Consider the following 16,268-nt stretch of genomic DNA (forward strand, 5'->3'; position numbering starts at 1 on the left):
TCGTGAAGGACAGACTGCACTGGCTCGCCATGCACGGTGTCATCCGCGGGCTCGCCGGCCTCGCGGTTCGACGGGGCGACGTCGGGGCTCGGCTGATCGCCGACCCGACGGTTGCCGCCGACCCGGTCCCGTTTTTCGACGAGGTTCGTCGGCACGGTCCGTTGGTGCGCAACCGCGCGAACTACTTGACCGCTGATCATCGCGTCGCGCAGGAACTGTTGCGGTCCGACGATTTTCGCGTCGTCGCGTTCGGAGAAAGCCTTCCGGCGCCGCTGCGGTGGCTGGAACGGCGCACCCGCGACGATCTGCTGCACCCGGTACGTCCGCCGTCGTTGCTGGCCGTCGAGCCGCCCGATCACACCCGCTATCGCAAGACGGTGTCGGCGGTGTTCACCGCGCGGGCGGTCGCCGGCCTGCGCGACCGGGTCGAGCAGACCGCGGCGAGTCTGCTGGACCTGCTCGGTGACCAGCCCGGCGTCGTCGACGTCGTCGGACGCTACTGTTCGCAGCTTCCGATCATCGTCATCAGCGACATCCTGGGCGTGCCGGAATACGACCGGCGCCGGGTGCTGGAATTCGGCGAATTGGCCGCGCCCAGTTTGGATATCGGGGTGCCGTGGTGGCAGTACCAGCGGGTGCAGCGGGGCGTGGCGGGCTTCAACGCGTGGCTGGTCGAGCACCTGGCGCAGCTGCGCCGCTCCCCCGGCGACGACCTGATGAGCCAGTTGATCCGGACGGCGGCAGGCGGCGACGCCGAAGCCTATCTGGACGAGCGTGAACTGCAGGCGGTCGCCGGCCTGGTGTTGGTCGCCGGCTTCGAAACGACAGTGAACTTGTTGGGCAACGGAATTCGGATGCTGCTGGACCACCCGCAGCAGCTGGACATCCTGCAAGCGCGCCCGGAGTTGTGGGCGAACGCCGTCGAGGAGATCTTGCGCCTGGACTCTCCGGTGCAGCTCACCGCGCGCGTGGCCCGCACCGACGTGGAGATCGCGGGCATGCACATACGGCGGGGCGAAGTGGTGGTGGTCTACCTGGCCGCCGCCAATCGCGACCCGTCGGTGTTTCCCGATCCGCACCGCTTCGACGTCGAACGCTCCAACGCCGGAAAGCATCTCGCGTTTTCGGCAGGACGTCACTTCTGTCTGGGTGCCGCGCTCGCCCGCGCTGAAGGTGAGGTCGGGTTGCGTACCTTCTTCGAGCGCTTCCCCGAGGCGAGCGCCGCCGGGGCCGGCACCCGGCGCGGTACCCGGGTACTGCACGGCTGGTCGACGCTTCCGGTCGCGCTGGGGAGCGCGCGCACAATGGCCGGCCATACCGTCGGCTAGGGCGTGTCTGACAAATGCGGCAACCATAGAGTGATGGCGCGAAGGACCGCGGCGCCGCGGTAGACGATGGCTAGTTTGTCGTAGCGGGTGGCTAGGCCACGCCATTGCTTGACGTCATTGAAGTTTCGCTCGACGACGTTGCGGCCTTTGTAGTCCTCGGCGTCGAAGGCTGGTGGCCGCCCTCCGCGGGAGCCTCGTCGTTGGCGGTGGCTGATCTGGTCGCTGGGTTGGGGAATGACCGCGCCGATTCGGCGTCGTCGCAAGAGGGTTCGGTTTGCCCGACTGGAATAGGCCTTGTCGCCGCGCACGCGATCGGGTCGAGTACGCGGCTGCCCACCGCTGCTGCGGCCCACTTTCAAGTGGTCCAGCAAATACTCAAAGACCGGGCCATCGTGGGCTTGACCGGCGCCGACCAGCACTACCAACGGTCGTCCCGCGCCGTCGACGAGATGGTGAATCTTGCTGGTCAGGCCGCCGCGGGAACGGCCAATGCCGTGGTCAGGCGGCTCGACTCGCAGATTCTTGTAATTCGACCCAGCCCCCTGTGTGGCGGGTGACGTTGGTGGCGTGTTGATGAGCACGAGCGATCGTGGAATCCACCGCGACCGCCCAGTCGATAATCCCCGCATCTTCAGCCGCCCTGAGCAAACGGGCCAACACCGCATCCCAGGTGCCTTCGGCGCTCATTCGACGGTGCCAGGTCCAGACCGTCTGCCACGGCCCGAACACCGCGGGCACATCCCGCCATGCGATCCCGCACCGGTACCGGTAAATGATTCCCTCGATAACCTGGCGTGCATCACGAAAAGGCCTGCCCTGCTTACCTGTCCGCGCCGGCAACAAATCCTCGATCAATGACCACTGAGCATCAGAAAGCAACTGGAACCGCGACATAAGCTCAAGCCTCAGGCACAACACCCAAAATCTTTGTCAGACACGCCCTAGACCTCGATGCGCTCACCCATGATCACGGTGCGGTTGAGCGGGAGGCCGAAGTATTCCGCGGCGTCGGCGGTGGTGTAGGAGGTCGCGATGAACAGCCGCTTGCGCCAGCCCGCCATCGTCGGTGCCGACCCTTTGACCAGTTCGAGCTTGGACAGAAAGTAGGAGGCGCCGTCGACGTCGATCGGACCTTCGGTCTGCGCCGGATCAAGCAGCCGCAGCGCGGCAGGGACGTTGGGCGTCTCCATATACCCGAAATACGAAGTGACGTGGATGATCCCGTCGTCGGCGTAGCCCAGGGCGTCGATCTCGTTGCGCTCGGAATCCGGAACCCGCGGCACCGGCAGCGTCACGATCGCCATGACCACGGCATGTTCTTGCAGCACCCGGTTGTGCTCGACGTTGGCCCGCATGGCCAGCGGCGCGGTGTTGTTGCCGCGGTTGAGAAAGACCGCGGTGCCCGGTACCCGGGTGATCGGCTGCTGCCCCGACGCCAGGCTGTCGACGAAGTCGCGCAGCGGTCCTTCGGCCTCTTCCCTTGCGCGCGTGACGATTTCACGTCCACGCTGCCAGGTGATCAGCACCGTGAAGGCGACCAGCGCGATCATCAGCGGCAGCCAGGCACCGTGGATGAGTTTGGTCAGGTTCGCCGCCAGGAACATCAGATCGACCCCCAGCAGCACCCCGCCGCCCGCCACGATCAGCCACAAGGGTGTTCGCCAGGTGGTGCGGGCGTAATACAGAAACAGCGACGTGGTGATGGTGATCGTGCCGGTGACGGCCATGCCGAAGGCGAACGCGAGCGCGGCCGAACTGCGGAAGGCGAACACCAGGGTGAGCACCGAGATCAGCAGCAGCCCGTTGATCCACGGCACGTAGATCTGGCCGATGGTCGACTCGGAGGTGTGCGCGATCCGCAACCGCGGCAGATAGCCGAGCTGGGCGGCTTGGGATGCCACCGAGAACGCGCCGGTGATCACCGCCTGGGACGCGATCACCGTTGCGGCGGTGGCCAGCAGCACCATCGGCAGCCGCGCCCAGTCGGGTGTGAGCAGAAAGAACGGCGCGCTGACCGCTTTGGTGTCGGCCAGGAGCAGCGCGCCCTGCCCGAAATAACTGAGGACGCAGCCGGGCAGCACCAGCAGTAGCCATCCCGAGGCGATCGCACGTCGCCCGAAGTGACCCATGTCCGCATACAGCGCCTCCGCGCCGGTGATCGACAGCACGACGGCGGCCAGTGAGAAGAACGCGAAATGGAAGTGCCCGACCATGAACTTCAGTGCGTACAGCGGCGAGAGCGCCTTCAGGATCTCCGGGTGGTCCGCGATCGCGACCACGCCGAAGCCGCCAATGGCGGTGAACCAGGCGATCATCACCGGACCGAACAGCCGGCCGACGGCGGCGGTACCGTTCCGCTGCACGGCGAACAGCACGACGATGATCACCGCGGTGATCGGCACGACCCACGTGCCGAACTGCGGCTGGATCACTTTGACGCCTTCTACCGCCGACAGCACCGAGATCGCCGGGGTGATCATGCTGTCGCCGAAAAACAGTGCAGCGCCGAAGATTCCCAGCGCGCCCAACACCGCGACGGTGCGTCTTCGCGGTCCGCCGCCGCCTTCCTTCTGCCGGCCGACCAGGGTGATCAGCGCCATGATGCCGCCCTCGCCGTGGTTGTCCGCGCGCATGACCAGGCTGACGTAGGTGAACGTGACGACGATCATCACCGACCAGAAGATCAGCGAGACCACGCCGTACACGCTGTCGGTGCTGATCGGCACCGGGTGCGGATCAGCGGGGTTGAAGACGGTCTGGATGGTGTAGATCGGGCTGGTCCCGATGTCACCGAAGACGACACCGAGCGCGCCGACCACCATGGCCGGGCGCAGCCGGGTCGGGCCGCCGTGCGGTGGTGCGGAGGGTTGCGAAGTTGTCTGCACGGCAAGTGGCCCCCGGGTGTGGGTGGTAGCGACGTAGCGGATCGATCCTACGGTCAGCGCAGATGCCGACCCAACCAGTGCAGCCCGTGTCGCCGGGCCAGGTTGACACCGGCGGCGCCGCCGAGTTAATTGACCCCCATGACAGATGTTTCCAATTCAGCGGACGTCGTGACCGGGATGTGGCAGGCGCTGTCACGACGCGACTGGGACGCGCTCAAGACGTTCCTGTCCGACGACTGTCTCTACGTCGACATGCCGATCCCCGCGGCCTCGGCGCGTGGCCCGGAAAACATCGTGACCCGACTCAAGCTCGGACTGGAGGACCTGGCCGGATACGAGAACCACGACGGCGTGCTGGTGTCCAACGGATCCGACGTGATCTACGAGCACTCCGAGACCTGGACGTTCCAGACCGGCGAGCAGGGCGTGCTGAGGTTCGTCACCGTGCACCGGGTCGAACAGCGCGACGGCGAAGCCAAGATCACTGTCTGGAAAGACTATTGGGACTTCAACAGCCTGGTCGCCTTCGCACCGCCCAACCATTTCGAGAAGCTCGCCGGCGGCGACGCGTCCTGGATCTTCGACGCCAGCGACCTGGTCTAGCCGGCGCTCGGACCCCTCGGGTCGCCACTGGCCAGTCGGTAGATGCGGGCGGCGTTGAGGTGACTGATCAGGTCGACCACCCGGATGGCGTCGGTCTCGCTCCACTCGCCGGCCGCCACGAATCCGCTCAGCACCCGTTCGATCCCGTTGCGCCACAACGTGGCTCCCAGGAAATGTAGTTCGGCGGGTCCGAAGCCGTCGGAGGAGTACAGGATCTTGCGAAAGGGTGCCAGTTCCAGCAGACGCGCCAGGAAGGCCGGCGCGCGGGCACCCAGATGGTTCACGCTGAGTCCGCCGTCGACGTAGACGTTGTTGAAAGCCTGTGCCAGGTAACCGGCTTCGCGCTCGTAGGGGTAGCAGTGCAGCAGCACGATCGGGGTCGGTCCGGACCCGCGCAGGAAGTCCAGCAGATGAAGCGGGTTGGACTTGTGCAGATCGCAGTCGCGGTCACCGAGGCCGACGTGCAACTGCAACGGCTTGCCCAACCGCAGACCCTGATGCAGGCCGAATCGCAGCAGCACCGGATCGCTCACCCGGATGCCGCCGTCGTCGCGCCACCGCTGGGCCGCCGCGGCGACCTGCGCCGCCGTCGGTTCGCTCAGGTCCCGGTCGAAACCGCCCCGGTAGGCCAGGATCGACTTGGTGCCCACCGCGGTGGCCGCGCGTCGACGCAGGATCTCCTCGAACGCCGACGCATAGTCGCCCGAGGCCCGGGCGGCCTGCTCGGCGACCTGCTCGAGGCGGATCACTTCGTAGGCACGCCGACCCGACCACTCGGTGAGCTGGGCGACGCCGGCGACGTCGTCACCGAACCCGGTGTCCACCAGCCAATTGCTGACCCCGGCGGCCGGCAGGAACAGTCGGGCCAATTCGTCTTCCCCGAGCCGGCTGCGGCTGTCCCAATAAGCCTGTGGCTCAACATGTCTGGGCAGGCCGAGGACGGTGGCGCAGTGGTTGCGGACGGCGAAGCCGAGCTGGGTGTCGAAGCCGGAGTCGAACTCGGCGAGCGGCTCGGTGTTGGCTTCGTTGAGCGCGTTCTCGAAACGCCGTCGGTCGCCGGCGGTCAGCCAGCAGCCGTGCACGTGCTGGTCGATCAGCGCGACCTGACGGATATGTTGTGCCAGCGCGGATTCGGAGGGGGCGGTCATAGGCTCCAGGCCATCCGGAATTTGTCGGCCCGGTCTTCGGGGGCCAGGTCCCCGTAGCGGTCGTCCTCCATGCGGCGGACCGCGACGACCATGTCGATCACCGGGTCGCCGAGGAGCTTGCGCAGCAGAACCGAATCATCAAGAGCGGCAATGGCTTCGGCCTGAGCCTCGGGCAGCAGCACAGTGCCGGCGGCGGTGCGCTCGGAGTCGGAGAGTTGCGCTGGGTCCACCACCGTCTCCGGCGGCAACCGTGCGTCGGTCTCGATCCCGTCCAGCGCGAGTCCCAGGATCGCAGCCGAGGCCAAATACGGGTTCGCCGACGGATCGACGATCTTCACCTCGACGTTGCCACCGAGCGGATTGGCCGGCCCGGACCGCACGAATCGCACCGCGGCTTCCCTGTTTTCGATGCCCCAGCAGGCGTAGGCGCCGGCCCAGTTGCCGGGACGCATCCGCAGGCCCGAGACGATCGATCCGCACAGGATGCCCTGCGCCTGCGGCAATCCGCGCAGCACGCCGGCCGCCGCGGCCTGCCCTGCCGCCGTCATGCCACCGGGACCGGTGCCGGCGGAGAACAGCGGCTCCTGCCCCGTGCGCAACGAGAAGTGCTGGTGCGCACCGTTGCCCACACTGCCCGCGAACGGTGCCGGTGAGAAGCTGACGCGCATCCCGTGCCGGCGCGCGGCGCGGGCGATGATGACACGCAGCAACACCAACTGATCGGCGGCGGCCACCGGCGACTGCGGACCCAGCGAGATCTCGAACTGGTTGGCGCCGTACTCGGGATGGAACTGCTCGATGACGACCCCGGACAGGGTGGCCCCGGCGCTGACCTCCCGGACGAACGACTCGTGTTCGAGGACACCGGCCAAACCGTATTGCGCCCACAGCGTCGCGGGCAATCGCCCGCCGTCGGCGCCGACCAGCAGGAACTCGAGTTCGTGACCGATCGCGGCCTCGATGCCGGCACCGGCCAGCGCGGTCTCGATGCGCTGCAGTGTCCCCCGCGCGCACACCGGGACGGGCGCCCCGTCCTGATCGAAAAAGCCGGCCGGGGCCCACGCCAGGCCGTCGCCGATGATGCGCAACGCGGACAGGTCGATACGCAGCCGCTGGTCGCCCACCACGCCGACGTCATCGGTGAACGCGATCCCGGTCTGGTCGATGGCGAATGCGTGCCACGACGGGCTGGCGCCGAGCCCGGGATCGGCGAACGCGTTGGTGCGGCGCAGCGGAACCGTCTTGGCCTGAATCAATCCGGCCGGGTTCACCACGGTCCCGATGACGGTGTCGACGCCTTCGGCTTCGAGTTGGGCGATCGCCGCGGCGGCAAGCGGAGTGGCCGTCATGGCAACCGCGACGCGCTGGTCAGGCCCGGCTGGGCAAGGTCAACTTGCACGCCTGGCCGATGTCGAGGGTCCGCAGCACCCGTCCCATACCGACCCACAGCGCGCACGAGATGGCCAGATCGGCCAACAACTCCTCGGAGAAGTGCTCCTCGGCCCGGCGCCAGAAATCCTCGTCGTCGCGCAACACGGTGTGTTCGGTGGAGAACCGGTGGGCGAACTCGGCCGCCAGCCGCTCCTGCTCGCTGTAGCCGGGCCAGGTGCGCCATTCGGAAACGTGGTCGTAGAGCTCTTCGTCCACCCCGGCAGCCGGCCCGTCGGCATCGCGGGTGTTGGCGCACACGGTGCATTCGTTGTTGGCGGCGATCACCGCGCGCGCGATCTCACGGGTGCGCAACGGCAACCGGTTCGCGGTGTAGACCGCGCGGCTGAAATTGGCCATCGCGCCGCCGAGTTCGGGGGATTTCAGCACCCAGCCGGCCACGTCGTCGTCAGCGAAAGTTCCGATTCGGCTCATGGCGAGATGGTACGCCCGGACGGCCGGGGTGTTAGTTGCCGGTCCGCGTGCCGACTCCTGCCATCGCCACCGTCGGTGAGTCGTCGTGCCAATCCCGCTGCGCGATAACGCGATACGCGATCCGTCCGAGCGCGGCTTCGACCTCGCGGCGATCGGGCCGGCCGGCGAATCCGGCTGACCGGGACAGTTTGTCGATGATCCAGGACAACAGCAGTGCATACACGTAGTCGACTTGTTGTGAGCCGGCCGGCGTGAGCCACAACCGGTCCCCCTCGCGTAGCAGGTAGCCGGCCGCCACCAGCCGGGTGAACGTGGGTTCCAGGACCTCGAACGGGATCTGTAGGTTGTCGCCGATGTCGCTGAGGCGGGCTGTGCCGAAGAACTGCCCGTAGCGGTTGACGCGTAGCACGGCCCACAGCCCGGCCACGTCGAGGCGGCAGTCCGGTCGCATTGCGATGCTGCGCAGGCGCATGCCGGTCTCGCCGCGCAACAGCCGGGCAATCGCATTCTCCAGCAACTGTTCCGGCGTCTCGGTGGTCGGCATGCCGAACCCGTCGCCGAGGTCGACGGCGCTGTTGTGGATGTCGCGCAACGGGACCTCGCGCAGGAACAGCGCCAGCACGAAGCCGACCGCGGCGACCGGCGCCGCGCACAGGAACACCTGCGACAGCGACTCGGAATAGGCGTGCACGATCGGCGCGGCCACCGCGGCGGGTTGTCGGTGCAACGCAGCCGGAGAGCTGACCGCGTCAGCGGACACACCGGTGGCGGCCAGCGCCGAGGCCAGCCGCCCCTCCAGGAAATTGACGAACAGCGACCCGAAAATGGCTGCGCCGAAGGAACTTCCGATGGTGCGGAAGAAGCTGACGCCGGAGGTGGCGACGCCGAGGTCCTCGAAATCGGAGGTGTTCTGTACGACGAGCACCAGCACCTGCATGGACAGCCCGATGCCCGAACCGAGGATGAGCAGGTAGACCGATTGCACGAGAGCCGACGTCGACCCATCCATCCGCGACATCAACACGAAGGCGACCGTCATCAGCGCCGTGCCGAGCACCGGGAAGATCTTGTAGCGTCCGGTCCGGCCCACCAGGGTTCCGCTGCCAGTGGACGTGATCAGCATGCCCACCACCATCGGCAGCGTCCGCAGACCGGAAGTGGTTGCCGAGACGCCGTTCACGTATTGCATGAAGGTCGGCAAAAACGTCATCGCGCCCAACATCGCGAAGCCGACCACGAACGACAGCACACAGCACACCGTGAACACCGGGCTTCCGAACAGCCGGATAGGCAGGATCGGTTGTGCTGCGCGGCTTTCCGCCCGCACGAACAGGGCGAGCGTCACTGCCGCACCGACGAACAGCCCGACGATCGTCGGCGAACCCCACGGGTAGACGCTGCCACCCCAACTGGTCGCCAAAGTCAGGGCGGCGGCGCTCACGCCGATGAACAGGATGCCGGCATAGTCGACGACGGGTTTGGTGGTCGTGGTCCGCGACGGAATCGCCGCGGCCGCCACACAGATCACCACCGCCGATACCGGGATGTTGATCCAGAACGCCCACCGCCAGGTCAGGTAGTCGGTGAAGTAGCCGCCGAGTAGCGGACCCACCACGGTCGTGACACCGAATACCGCGCCCAGCATGCCCTGATATCGGCCGCGGTCTTTCAACGGGACCACCTCACCGATCAGGGCACTCGCGGTGACGGTGATCGCACCGCCACCGAGTCCCTGCAGGGCCCTGGAGGCCACCAGCATGGTCATCGACTGCGCCAGTCCGCACAACACCGATCCCGCGACGAAGAACAGGACGGCGATCACGAAAACCCGTTTACGCCCGAACGAGTCACCGAGCTTGCCGACCAGCGCGGTGACGATGGTCGAAGCCAGCAGATAGCTGGTGACGACCCAGGATTGATGGCCCGCGTCGCCCAGGTCGGCGACGATGGTCGGCAGTGCGGTGGCGACGATGGTCTGGTCCAGCGCGGCCAGCAGCATCCCGAGCACGATCGCCAGGAAGATGAAGTTGCGTCGCTGCGAGGTGATCAGCGTGCCGTCGGGCGGGGAGGTTTGCAGCCTGGTCATCCAAGTCCGCCTCGACGCCCGGGGCGCGTCAGCTGGGCGGGCGCGAGACGCACTGGGCGGAGTACAGTTCCTCACCCAGTTTGTCCATCAGCTCGAGCTGGGTCTCCAGGTAGTCGACGTGCTTTTCCTCGTCGGCCACGATTCCCTCGAGCAGGGTGGCGCTGGTGCTGTCCTGCTTCTCCCGGCACATGATGATGCCCGGCCGGAGCCGGTTCAGCACTTCGTACTCGATGGCCAGGTCGGCCTCGAACTGCTCGCGCAGCGTCTGGCCGATCCGCAGGGAGAAGATGCGCTGGTAGTTAGGCAGACCGTCCAGCAACAGGATGCGATCGGTGATCGACTCGGCATGGCGCATCTCGTCGAACGATTCGGCCCGGGTGTGCTCGGCGAGCTCGGTAAACCCCCAGTTCTCCTGCATCTTCGAGTGCAGGAAGTACTGGTTGATGGCGGTGAGTTCGCTGGTCAACTGTTCGTTGAGCAATCGAAGAACTTCTGGATCACCTTGCATGATCGCTCCTACGGGCTGAAGGCTGTCATGTCGAACCGCGCGGCGGGCTGGGCTGGAGCGCGCCATACGGGGTGTAGCAGCACTTTGCGTGCCGACACTGAATCTAGTGCAGTAATCGCAAGTCAGGACAGCCTTCGTCGTGCCGTCGGCGCGTCCGATCGACGCGAATAGCGGCAGCGTGTCTGTCGACTTAGGTTAGACTCTACTAAGCAACTAAGGTTAGACTCCACTAACATGCGGCAGGTTCAGGCGACCTCGTTAGACCACTGGGAGGGTGTTTACTGATGTACGTCTGCCTGTGCGTCGGAGCCACCAACCAGACCGTCTGTGATGCGGTCGCGCGGGGTGCGTCGACCTCCAAGGAAATCGCTGCCGCATGCGGGGCGGGCGCCGACTGTGGGCGCTGCCGACGGACACTGCGTGCCATCATCGCCGCGGCCACCAAGCTCGATTCCGCCCAGGTCGCCAGCTAGTTCCGCTTGCGGTCGCTGAAATCCGCCAGGGCCGCGGCGTTGGCGTGTGACCCCATCAATTCGGCGAAGTGAGCATTCTCCCGGGCCGTCGCCGCCGCGATTTCGGCGCGAAGCGGCTCCATCATCGTGTGCTTGACCGCCTTCAGGCTCGAGATAGGCCGTGCGGCAAGCACTTCGGCGTGCCGGCGCGCCTCGGGAAGTAGTTCCTCGGGTTCGCAGACGCGCCACACCAGTCCCATTCGCAATGCTTCCGCAGCCTCGACCCATTCCGAGGACAGCAGCAGCCAAGCCGCGTTCTGTCGGCCTACCAGTTGCGGCAGCAGATAGGACGACGCGGCTTCCGGCGCCACTCCCAAGCTGGTGAACGGGCATTTGAGCCGCGCCGTCGACGACATGAACGCCAGGTCGGCATAGCCGAGAATGGTGGTGCCGATGCCCAGCCCGACGCCGTTCACGGCGCAGATCAGCGGCTTGGGGAACGCCGCGAGAGCCTCGATCAGGCCGCGGAAACCGTACTTTCCCTCCTGGAAGTCCGGGTCGGTGATGCGGGCCTGCATCTCGGCCAGATCGGTGCCGGCGCTGAAACCGCGGCCCGCGCCGGTCAGCAGCACCACGGCGACCTCCGGATCTTCGGCGGCGTCCAGCAAGGCTTGGGCGGTGGCGTCGTAGAGCGCTTCGTTGAACGCGTTCAGCGCTTCTGGCCGGTTGAGGGTGAGGGTGCGTACGCGGTTTTCGTCGTCGATGAGCAGCGTCACCGCTGCAGCCTAACGGATACCTCCGTCCACGCCGCCTTGATCAGGTAGCGGCTGGTGGGCACGGTGTCGATGTTCTGGTTGGCACCGAATGCGCTGGTGCTGGCAACCATTCGGCCCACCCGGTGCTGCAGGTCGGCGTCGTCGGCGGCACCGAAGAACGCCCGCAGATCCGACACCGCTTCCAACGGGAACAACTCCTCCACGATGGCTGCGATTTCCGGAGCGCCGGGGGTGAGGGCTCGCACGACCCAGTTCTGGGTGTAGCCGAACGTCGACTGCGTTTCCACGGCGACCGGCGTGTGGTCGAGCTGCCACCGGCCCAACCAGGTGTCCTGGTCGAGGTCGGCCGGCCGGCGCAGCAGTGCGATGTTGGCCAGGCCCGTCGTGCGCGACCCGGGTTCGGCTGCCGGCGGCGCCAACGGCACCGACTCGGTGACCAGATATGCGGCCAGTTCGTCGCATTCGGCGGTCAGCAAACGCAGCGCCGCCACAATCTGTTCGCCGTAGCACTGCTGGGTCCACAGGCTCACCACCGCGACGACCGGCGGATCCAGGGTCGTCAGCGTCATCAGGGAGTCACGCACCGGGCTGTCGCGGACATTGACCGACAACCCGGGGACGCCGAGCGCCAACAGTTCGTCGGCCACCGGGCCGCGCTGCCGGGCGCACCAGTCGTCGTCGTATTCGGTGCGCCGCAGCACGGCCATTACCTTCTCCATCAGCTGAACCTAGACCGCGGTGGTATCCAGCAGGCTGACCGGCTGGGTGCCGGCGACGAGTTCGCCGATGATCGCCGCCAGCCGCCGGTAGGGCTCGTCGCGCCCGGAGGCAGCGCGAAACACCAAGCCTATCTTGCGTTTTGGGCGCGGTGTCGCGAACTGCGCCAGACCGACGCGGCTGCGCGCGGTCTCGACGGCGACCGCTGTCTGAGGTATCAGGGTGACCCCCAGCCCGCCGGCCACGCACTGCACGGCGGTCGCCAGGGAAGCCGCCCGGGTGTCGGCCAGTTCGGCGCGGACACCCGCGTCCCGGCACACGTCCAATGTCTGATCGCGCAGGCAGTGACCCTCGTCCAGGAGCAGCAGCGGCAGCTCGGTCAGCGCGGTGGCGCCGACCCGGCGCTTGCCCGACAACGGATGGCCGGGCGGCAGCGCGAGCACGAAGTCCTCTTCGTAGATGGGAATGTCGGCGATTCCGCCGGTCTGGGCGGGTAGAGCGATCAGCGCGGTGTCCAGCGCGCCGTCGCGCAGCGCGGTCAGCAGGCGCTCGGTCCGATCTTCGATGACCTGAATCGTCAACGCGGGCAGTCGCGCGGCCAGCCCGGCCAGAACCGTCGGCAGCACGTACGGCGCCACGGTGGGGATCAGTCCCAACCGGATGATGCCTTGCAGTGGATCGGTGGTGCCCGCCGCCGCGCTGACGAAGGCGTCCGCTGCGTCGGTGACCGCCTGCGCGAACGGCAGCAGCTGCAGCCCCTCGCCCGTCATCCGGACCCGGCGCGTCGACCGCTCGACGAGATGGGTGCCCAGACCGGCTTCCAGTGTCGCCAGCGCCTGTGACAACGTCGACTGACTCACGCCCAAAGAGGTTGCGGCGCTTTTGAAATGCTGCTTCTGACCGACCGCGACGAAGGCACGTAGGCCGGCCAGGGTGGGATGAAAACTTTTATCGGTCATACCGAACAGTATAGTGCCACAAATCACCTTTACTTTATGACGGCGACCGGGCACTATGGGGTCATACCCACTAATCTTGAATAGATCCAGATAAGGAGATGCCAATGTCCCTGTTGACCATCGGCGATCAGTTCCCCGCTTACCAGTTGACCGCCTTGATCGGCGGCGACCTGTCCAAGGTCGACGCGCAGCAGCCCGGCGACTACTTCACCACCGTGTCCAGCGACGACCACCCGGGCAAGTGGCGCGTGGTGTTCTTCTGGCCCAAGGACTTCACGTTCGTGTGCCCGACGGAGATCGCGGCGTTCGGCAAGTTGAACGACGAGTTCGCCGACCGCGACACCCAGGTTCTGGGTGTCTCGATCGACAGCGAGTTCGTGCACTTCCAGTGGCGCGCGCAGCACGAAGACCTCAAGAAGCTGCCCTTCCCGATGCTTTCCGACATCAAGCGGGAGCTCGTTGCCGCGACCGGTGCGCTCAACGCCGACGGTGTCGCGGACCGGGTGACCTTCATCGTCGACCCCAACAACGAGATCCAGTTCGTCTCGGTCACCGCCGGCTCGGTCGGCCGCAACGTCGACGAGGTGCTGCGGGTACTGGACGCGCTGCAGTCCGACGAACTGTGCGCATGCAACTGGCGCAAGGGTGACCCCACGCTGGATGCGGGCGAACTGTTGAAGGCGTCGGCATGAGCATCGACAACCTCAAAGCGGCGCTGCCGGACTACGCCAAGGATCTCAAGCTGAACCTGGGCTCGATCGCGCGCAGCACGGTGCTGGACGACGAGCGACTCTGGGGCACGCTGCTGGCCAGCGCCGCCGCTACCCGAAACGCCCAGGTGCTGGCCGACATTGGGGCTGAGGCCGCCGACCACCTGTCCGCCGAGGCGTACCAGGCCGCCCTGGGCGCCGCATCGATCATGGGCATGAACAACGTGTTCTACCGTGGTCGCGGATTCCTCGACGGCCAATACGACGACCTGCGCCCCGGACTGCGGATGAACATCATCGGCAATCCGGGGGTGGCCAAGGCGAACTTCGAGCTGTGGTCGTTCGCGGTGTCCTCGATCAACGGGTGCTCGCACTGCGTAGTCGCCCACGAGCACACGCTGCGCGAGGTGGGTGTCAGCCGGGAGGAGATCCTGGAGGCGCTGAAGGTCGCCGCGATCGTGGCCGGCGTGGCGCAGGCGATCGCCACCGCGTCCACCCTGGCCGCAGTCGGCTGATCCTCGGACGACCGTAGTGTCGTAGCCATGGCGCCGTGGACCGAGCACGCGATCTGGTGGCAGGTCTACCCGCTGGGTTTCGTCGGCGCCTATCCCGCCGACCAGCCGCCGGACCCGGGCGAACACCGGCTCCGGCGGCTGGTCGACTGGTTCGACCATGCCATCGAACTGGGTGCGTCCGGGGTCGCGCTGGGCCCGATATTCGCCTCGCGCACACACGGTTACGACACCACCGACCACTATCGCGTCGATCCCCGGCTCGGCGACGACTCCGACTTCGACTACCTGGTCGGCGAGGCGCGCCGCCGCGGCCTGCGCATCCTGCTCGACGGGGTGTTCAACCACGTCGGTGCGGATTTCGCCGGGCCGGAGTGGTGGCGCAGCGGCGGCACGTTCGAGGGCCACTCCGAACTCGCGGCACTGGACCACGACAATCCAGAGGTCGCCGACTACGTGGTCGAGGTCATGTCGCACTGGCTCGACCGTGGTGCCGACGGCTGGCGCCTGGATGCGGCTTACGCGGTGCCGCAACGATTTTGGGCTGATGTGCTGCCCCGGGTGCGGCAGCGCCATCCCGACGCGTGGTTCGTCGGCGAGCTCATCCACGGTGACTATGCGGCGGTGGTCGAGGGGGCGGGATTCGACTCGGCCACCCAGTACGAGCTGTGGAAGGCGATCTGGAGCAGCATCAACGACGGCAACTTCTTCGAGCTGGACTGGGCGCTGCAGCGGCACAGCGCGTGGCTGAAAACGTTCGTGCCGTTGACCTTCGTCGGCAACCACGACGTCACCCGGATCGCCAGCCGGATCGAGCGTCCCGAACACCTGGCGCACGCGCTGGTGGTCTTGTTGACGGTCGGTGGTGTGCCCAGCATCTACGCCGGCGACGAGTTCGGATACCTTGCCGTCAAGGAGGAGCGCTACGGGGGCGACGACGCCGTGCGGCCCGAGTTCGGCACTCCCCCAATTCAACTCGACGAGCGCGGCATTCGCGTGTGGGAGTTGCACCGATATCTCGTCGGACTACGTCGCCGTCACCCGTGGCTGCACGCGGCCCGGACCAGCGCGGTGCAGCTGCAGAACAAGCACTACGTCTTTCGGAGCCAGCACGGCGACGAGTCGCTGTTGGTCGCACTCAATATCGACGAAGAGCCGGTGCGGCTTTTTCTGCCGGAGCTGGGCGCGCCGCGGGCCAAGGTGATCGCCGGGTCTGCGGCACCGCCTGAAGAGGTCGTGGACTCGGTGGTCGTCGAACCGCACGGCTGGCGGATTCTGCAGCCGGTCTAATCGCGCAACCCAGACACCGTTCGGGGATCCTCTTCGCCGCCGTAGTACTTGTCCAGCAGCGCGACGAAGTCGTGGTTGTCGGCGGTGGCGTGAGCGAACAGCGTCATCGAGGATCTCAGCTTGAGGTCGTCGGGCGAGCCGAAAATCTGTGCGGCCGATCGGTCCTGCACCTGATTGACCAGCCGGACGCATTCGCGCAGTCGCGAGCCGAGCAGCTCGTGCGCCAGGTACGCGCGAGCCTCCGCCAGTGAGACGATGCCGAAGTGCTCGGCCATCCGGCTGCTGCCCAAACCACGCAGTTGCGGAAAGACGAACCACATCCAGTGGCTGCGTTTCCGGCCGCTGCGCAGCTCGTCGAGCACGTTGTCGTAGACACGGTCCTGCGCGTCCACGAACCGCTGCAGGTCGAAAGCCATGCGTTCACCCTGGTT

The 16,268-nt window shown here is 66.7% G+C and carries 17 protein-coding genes; 6 read left to right on the forward strand and 11 right to left on the reverse strand.

The window, feature by feature from the left end; translation table 11 throughout:
- Positions 1-2: 2 nt before the first annotated feature.
- Positions 3-1,328, forward strand: coding sequence for a cytochrome P450 (locus AC5Y4D_RS03440; protein ID WP_500036361.1), 1,326 nt, complete (start codon positions 3-5; stop codon positions 1,326-1,328).
- Here the strand turns inward: AC5Y4D_RS03440 and AC5Y4D_RS03445 are convergent.
- Together AC5Y4D_RS03445 and AC5Y4D_RS03450 are read right to left on the reverse strand one after the other, a co-directional pair.
- Positions 1,325-2,222, reverse strand: a protein-coding gene (locus AC5Y4D_RS03445; RefSeq protein ID WP_500036362.1) for an IS5 family transposase whose coding sequence is annotated in 2 segments (ribosomal slippage) — positions 1,325-1,877 and positions 1,876-2,222 — 900 coding nt in all. Because the reading frame shifts where the segments join, the coding sequence is not laid out codon by codon here. The two genes, AC5Y4D_RS03440 and AC5Y4D_RS03445, sit on opposite strands and share 4 nt — an antisense overlap.
- A 47-nt stretch (positions 2,223-2,269) precedes the next feature.
- Positions 2,270-4,150, reverse strand: a complete 1,881-nt coding sequence (locus tag AC5Y4D_RS03450) for a potassium transporter Kup (RefSeq protein WP_500036466.1) — start codon at positions 4,148-4,150, stop codon at positions 2,270-2,272.
- Between the two features lie 201 nt (positions 4,151-4,351).
- Between AC5Y4D_RS03450 and AC5Y4D_RS03455 the strand changes: the two genes are divergently transcribed.
- Positions 4,352-4,816, forward strand: coding sequence for a nuclear transport factor 2 family protein (locus AC5Y4D_RS03455; RefSeq protein WP_499946863.1), 465 nt, complete (start codon positions 4,352-4,354; stop codon positions 4,814-4,816).
- Here the strand turns inward: AC5Y4D_RS03455 and AC5Y4D_RS03460 are convergent.
- Genes AC5Y4D_RS03460 through bfr form a run of 5 tightly spaced genes read right to left on the reverse strand, consistent with a single transcriptional unit; the run spans position 4,813 to position 10,421 of the window.
- Complete coding sequence (locus AC5Y4D_RS03460) at positions 4,813-5,964, reverse strand: amidohydrolase family protein (protein ID WP_500036363.1); 1,152 nt, start codon at positions 5,962-5,964, stop codon at positions 4,813-4,815. The genes AC5Y4D_RS03455 and AC5Y4D_RS03460 overlap by 4 nt on opposite strands.
- Positions 5,961-7,313 (reverse strand): type I glutamate--ammonia ligase, encoded by a 1,353-nt coding sequence (locus AC5Y4D_RS03465; RefSeq protein ID WP_500036364.1) that lies wholly within the window; start codon positions 7,311-7,313, stop codon positions 5,961-5,963. Before AC5Y4D_RS03465 ends, AC5Y4D_RS03460 begins: the two co-directional genes overlap by 4 nt.
- Positions 7,314-7,332: 19 nt before the next feature.
- Positions 7,333-7,827, reverse strand: coding sequence for a carboxymuconolactone decarboxylase family protein (locus tag AC5Y4D_RS03470; protein ID WP_500036365.1), 495 nt, complete (start codon positions 7,825-7,827; stop codon positions 7,333-7,335).
- Positions 7,828-7,858: 31 nt separating this feature from the next.
- Entirely contained in the window at positions 7,859-9,913 is a 2,055-nt protein-coding gene (locus AC5Y4D_RS03475) for an MDR family MFS transporter (protein ID WP_500036366.1), read from the reverse strand.
- Between the two features lie 28 nt (positions 9,914-9,941).
- Complete coding sequence (gene bfr, locus AC5Y4D_RS03480; RefSeq protein WP_500036367.1) at positions 9,942-10,421, reverse strand: bacterioferritin; 480 nt, start codon at positions 10,419-10,421, stop codon at positions 9,942-9,944.
- A gap of 284 nt (positions 10,422-10,705) precedes the next feature.
- Here bfr and AC5Y4D_RS03485 point away from each other — a divergent pair, with 284 nt between their 5' ends.
- Positions 10,706-10,894 (forward strand): (2Fe-2S)-binding protein, encoded by a 189-nt coding sequence (locus tag AC5Y4D_RS03485; RefSeq protein WP_500036368.1) that lies wholly within the window; start codon positions 10,706-10,708, stop codon positions 10,892-10,894.
- On the opposite strand, the gene AC5Y4D_RS03490 is transcribed toward AC5Y4D_RS03485, so the two are convergent.
- The 3 genes from AC5Y4D_RS03490 to AC5Y4D_RS03500 are packed head-to-tail and all read right to left on the reverse strand — an operon-like array spanning position 10,891 to position 13,325.
- On the reverse strand, positions 10,891-11,649 hold the full coding sequence (locus AC5Y4D_RS03490) for an enoyl-CoA hydratase/isomerase family protein (protein WP_499946870.1): 759 nt from the start codon (positions 11,647-11,649) through the stop codon (positions 10,891-10,893). The two genes, AC5Y4D_RS03485 and AC5Y4D_RS03490, sit on opposite strands and share 4 nt — an antisense overlap.
- Positions 11,646-12,368, reverse strand: a complete 723-nt coding sequence (locus AC5Y4D_RS03495) for an EthD domain-containing protein (protein WP_500036369.1) — start codon at positions 12,366-12,368, stop codon at positions 11,646-11,648. The genes AC5Y4D_RS03490 and AC5Y4D_RS03495 overlap by 4 nt, the downstream gene beginning before the upstream one ends.
- A 9-nt stretch (positions 12,369-12,377) precedes the next feature.
- Positions 12,378-13,325 (reverse strand): hydrogen peroxide-inducible genes activator, encoded by a 948-nt coding sequence (locus AC5Y4D_RS03500; RefSeq protein ID WP_500036370.1) that lies wholly within the window; start codon positions 13,323-13,325, stop codon positions 12,378-12,380.
- Between the two features lie 104 nt (positions 13,326-13,429).
- Between AC5Y4D_RS03500 and AC5Y4D_RS03505 the strand changes: the two genes are divergently transcribed.
- Genes AC5Y4D_RS03505 through AC5Y4D_RS03515 form a run of 3 tightly spaced genes read left to right on the forward strand, consistent with a single transcriptional unit; the run spans position 13,430 to position 15,837 of the window.
- Positions 13,430-14,017: a peroxiredoxin gene (locus AC5Y4D_RS03505; RefSeq protein ID WP_499946873.1), complete on the forward strand. Its 588-nt coding sequence runs from the start codon at positions 13,430-13,432 to the stop codon at positions 14,015-14,017.
- Complete coding sequence (locus AC5Y4D_RS03510; protein ID WP_499946874.1) at positions 14,014-14,550, forward strand: alkyl hydroperoxide reductase; 537 nt, start codon at positions 14,014-14,016, stop codon at positions 14,548-14,550. The genes AC5Y4D_RS03505 and AC5Y4D_RS03510 overlap by 4 nt, the downstream gene beginning before the upstream one ends.
- A gap of 27 nt (positions 14,551-14,577) precedes the next feature.
- The gene (locus AC5Y4D_RS03515) at positions 14,578-15,837 is read left to right on the forward strand and encodes an alpha-amylase family glycosyl hydrolase (RefSeq protein WP_500036371.1); all 1,260 of its coding nucleotides are present in this window, start codon (positions 14,578-14,580) and stop codon (positions 15,835-15,837) included.
- Here the strand turns inward: AC5Y4D_RS03515 and AC5Y4D_RS03520 are convergent.
- Positions 15,834-16,253 carry a DUF1810 domain-containing protein gene (locus AC5Y4D_RS03520; RefSeq protein ID WP_500036372.1) on the reverse strand — a complete coding sequence of 140 codons (420 nt, stop codon included), beginning with the start codon at positions 16,251-16,253 and terminating at the stop codon, positions 15,834-15,836. The two genes, AC5Y4D_RS03515 and AC5Y4D_RS03520, sit on opposite strands and share 4 nt — an antisense overlap.
- Positions 16,254-16,268 lie beyond the last annotated feature (15 nt).

The organism is Mycobacterium sp. NGS67 (assembly GCF_059812185.1).

What these genes read in the sequence shown, in the direction of transcription:
- AC5Y4D_RS03495 (WP_500036369.1), bottom strand. Translation starts at nt 12,368, where the DNA reads ATGGAGAAGGTAATGGCCGTGCTGCGGCGCACCGAATACGACGACGAC.
- AC5Y4D_RS03515 (WP_500036371.1), top strand. Translation starts at nt 14,578, where the DNA reads ATGGCGCCGTGGACCGAGCACGCGATCTGGTGGCAGGTCTACCCGCTG.
- AC5Y4D_RS03470 (WP_500036365.1), bottom strand. Translation starts at nt 7,827, where the DNA reads ATGAGCCGAATCGGAACTTTCGCTGACGACGACGTGGCCGGCTGGGTG.
- AC5Y4D_RS03460 (WP_500036363.1), bottom strand. Translation starts at nt 5,964, where the DNA reads ATGACCGCCCCCTCCGAATCCGCGCTGGCACAACATATCCGTCAGGTC.
- AC5Y4D_RS03475 (WP_500036366.1), bottom strand. Translation starts at nt 9,913, where the DNA reads ATGACCAGGCTGCAAACCTCCCCGCCCGACGGCACGCTGATCACCTCG.
- AC5Y4D_RS03505 (WP_499946873.1), top strand. Translation starts at nt 13,430, where the DNA reads ATGTCCCTGTTGACCATCGGCGATCAGTTCCCCGCTTACCAGTTGACC.
- AC5Y4D_RS03465 (WP_500036364.1), bottom strand. Translation starts at nt 7,313, where the DNA reads ATGACGGCCACTCCGCTTGCCGCCGCGGCGATCGCCCAACTCGAAGCC.
- bfr (WP_500036367.1), bottom strand. Translation starts at nt 10,421, where the DNA reads ATGCAAGGTGATCCAGAAGTTCTTCGATTGCTCAACGAACAGTTGACC.
- AC5Y4D_RS03450 (WP_500036466.1), bottom strand. Translation starts at nt 4,150, where the DNA reads ATGGTGGTCGGCGCGCTCGGTGTCGTCTTCGGTGACATCGGGACCAGC.
- AC5Y4D_RS03485 (WP_500036368.1), top strand. Translation starts at nt 10,706, where the DNA reads ATGTACGTCTGCCTGTGCGTCGGAGCCACCAACCAGACCGTCTGTGAT.
- AC5Y4D_RS03510 (WP_499946874.1), top strand. Translation starts at nt 14,014, where the DNA reads ATGAGCATCGACAACCTCAAAGCGGCGCTGCCGGACTACGCCAAGGAT.
- AC5Y4D_RS03520 (WP_500036372.1), bottom strand. Translation starts at nt 16,253, where the DNA reads ATGGCTTTCGACCTGCAGCGGTTCGTGGACGCGCAGGACCGTGTCTAC.
- AC5Y4D_RS03455 (WP_499946863.1), top strand. Translation starts at nt 4,352, where the DNA reads ATGACAGATGTTTCCAATTCAGCGGACGTCGTGACCGGGATGTGGCAG.
- AC5Y4D_RS03500 (WP_500036370.1), bottom strand. Translation starts at nt 13,325, where the DNA reads ATGACCGATAAAAGTTTTCATCCCACCCTGGCCGGCCTACGTGCCTTC.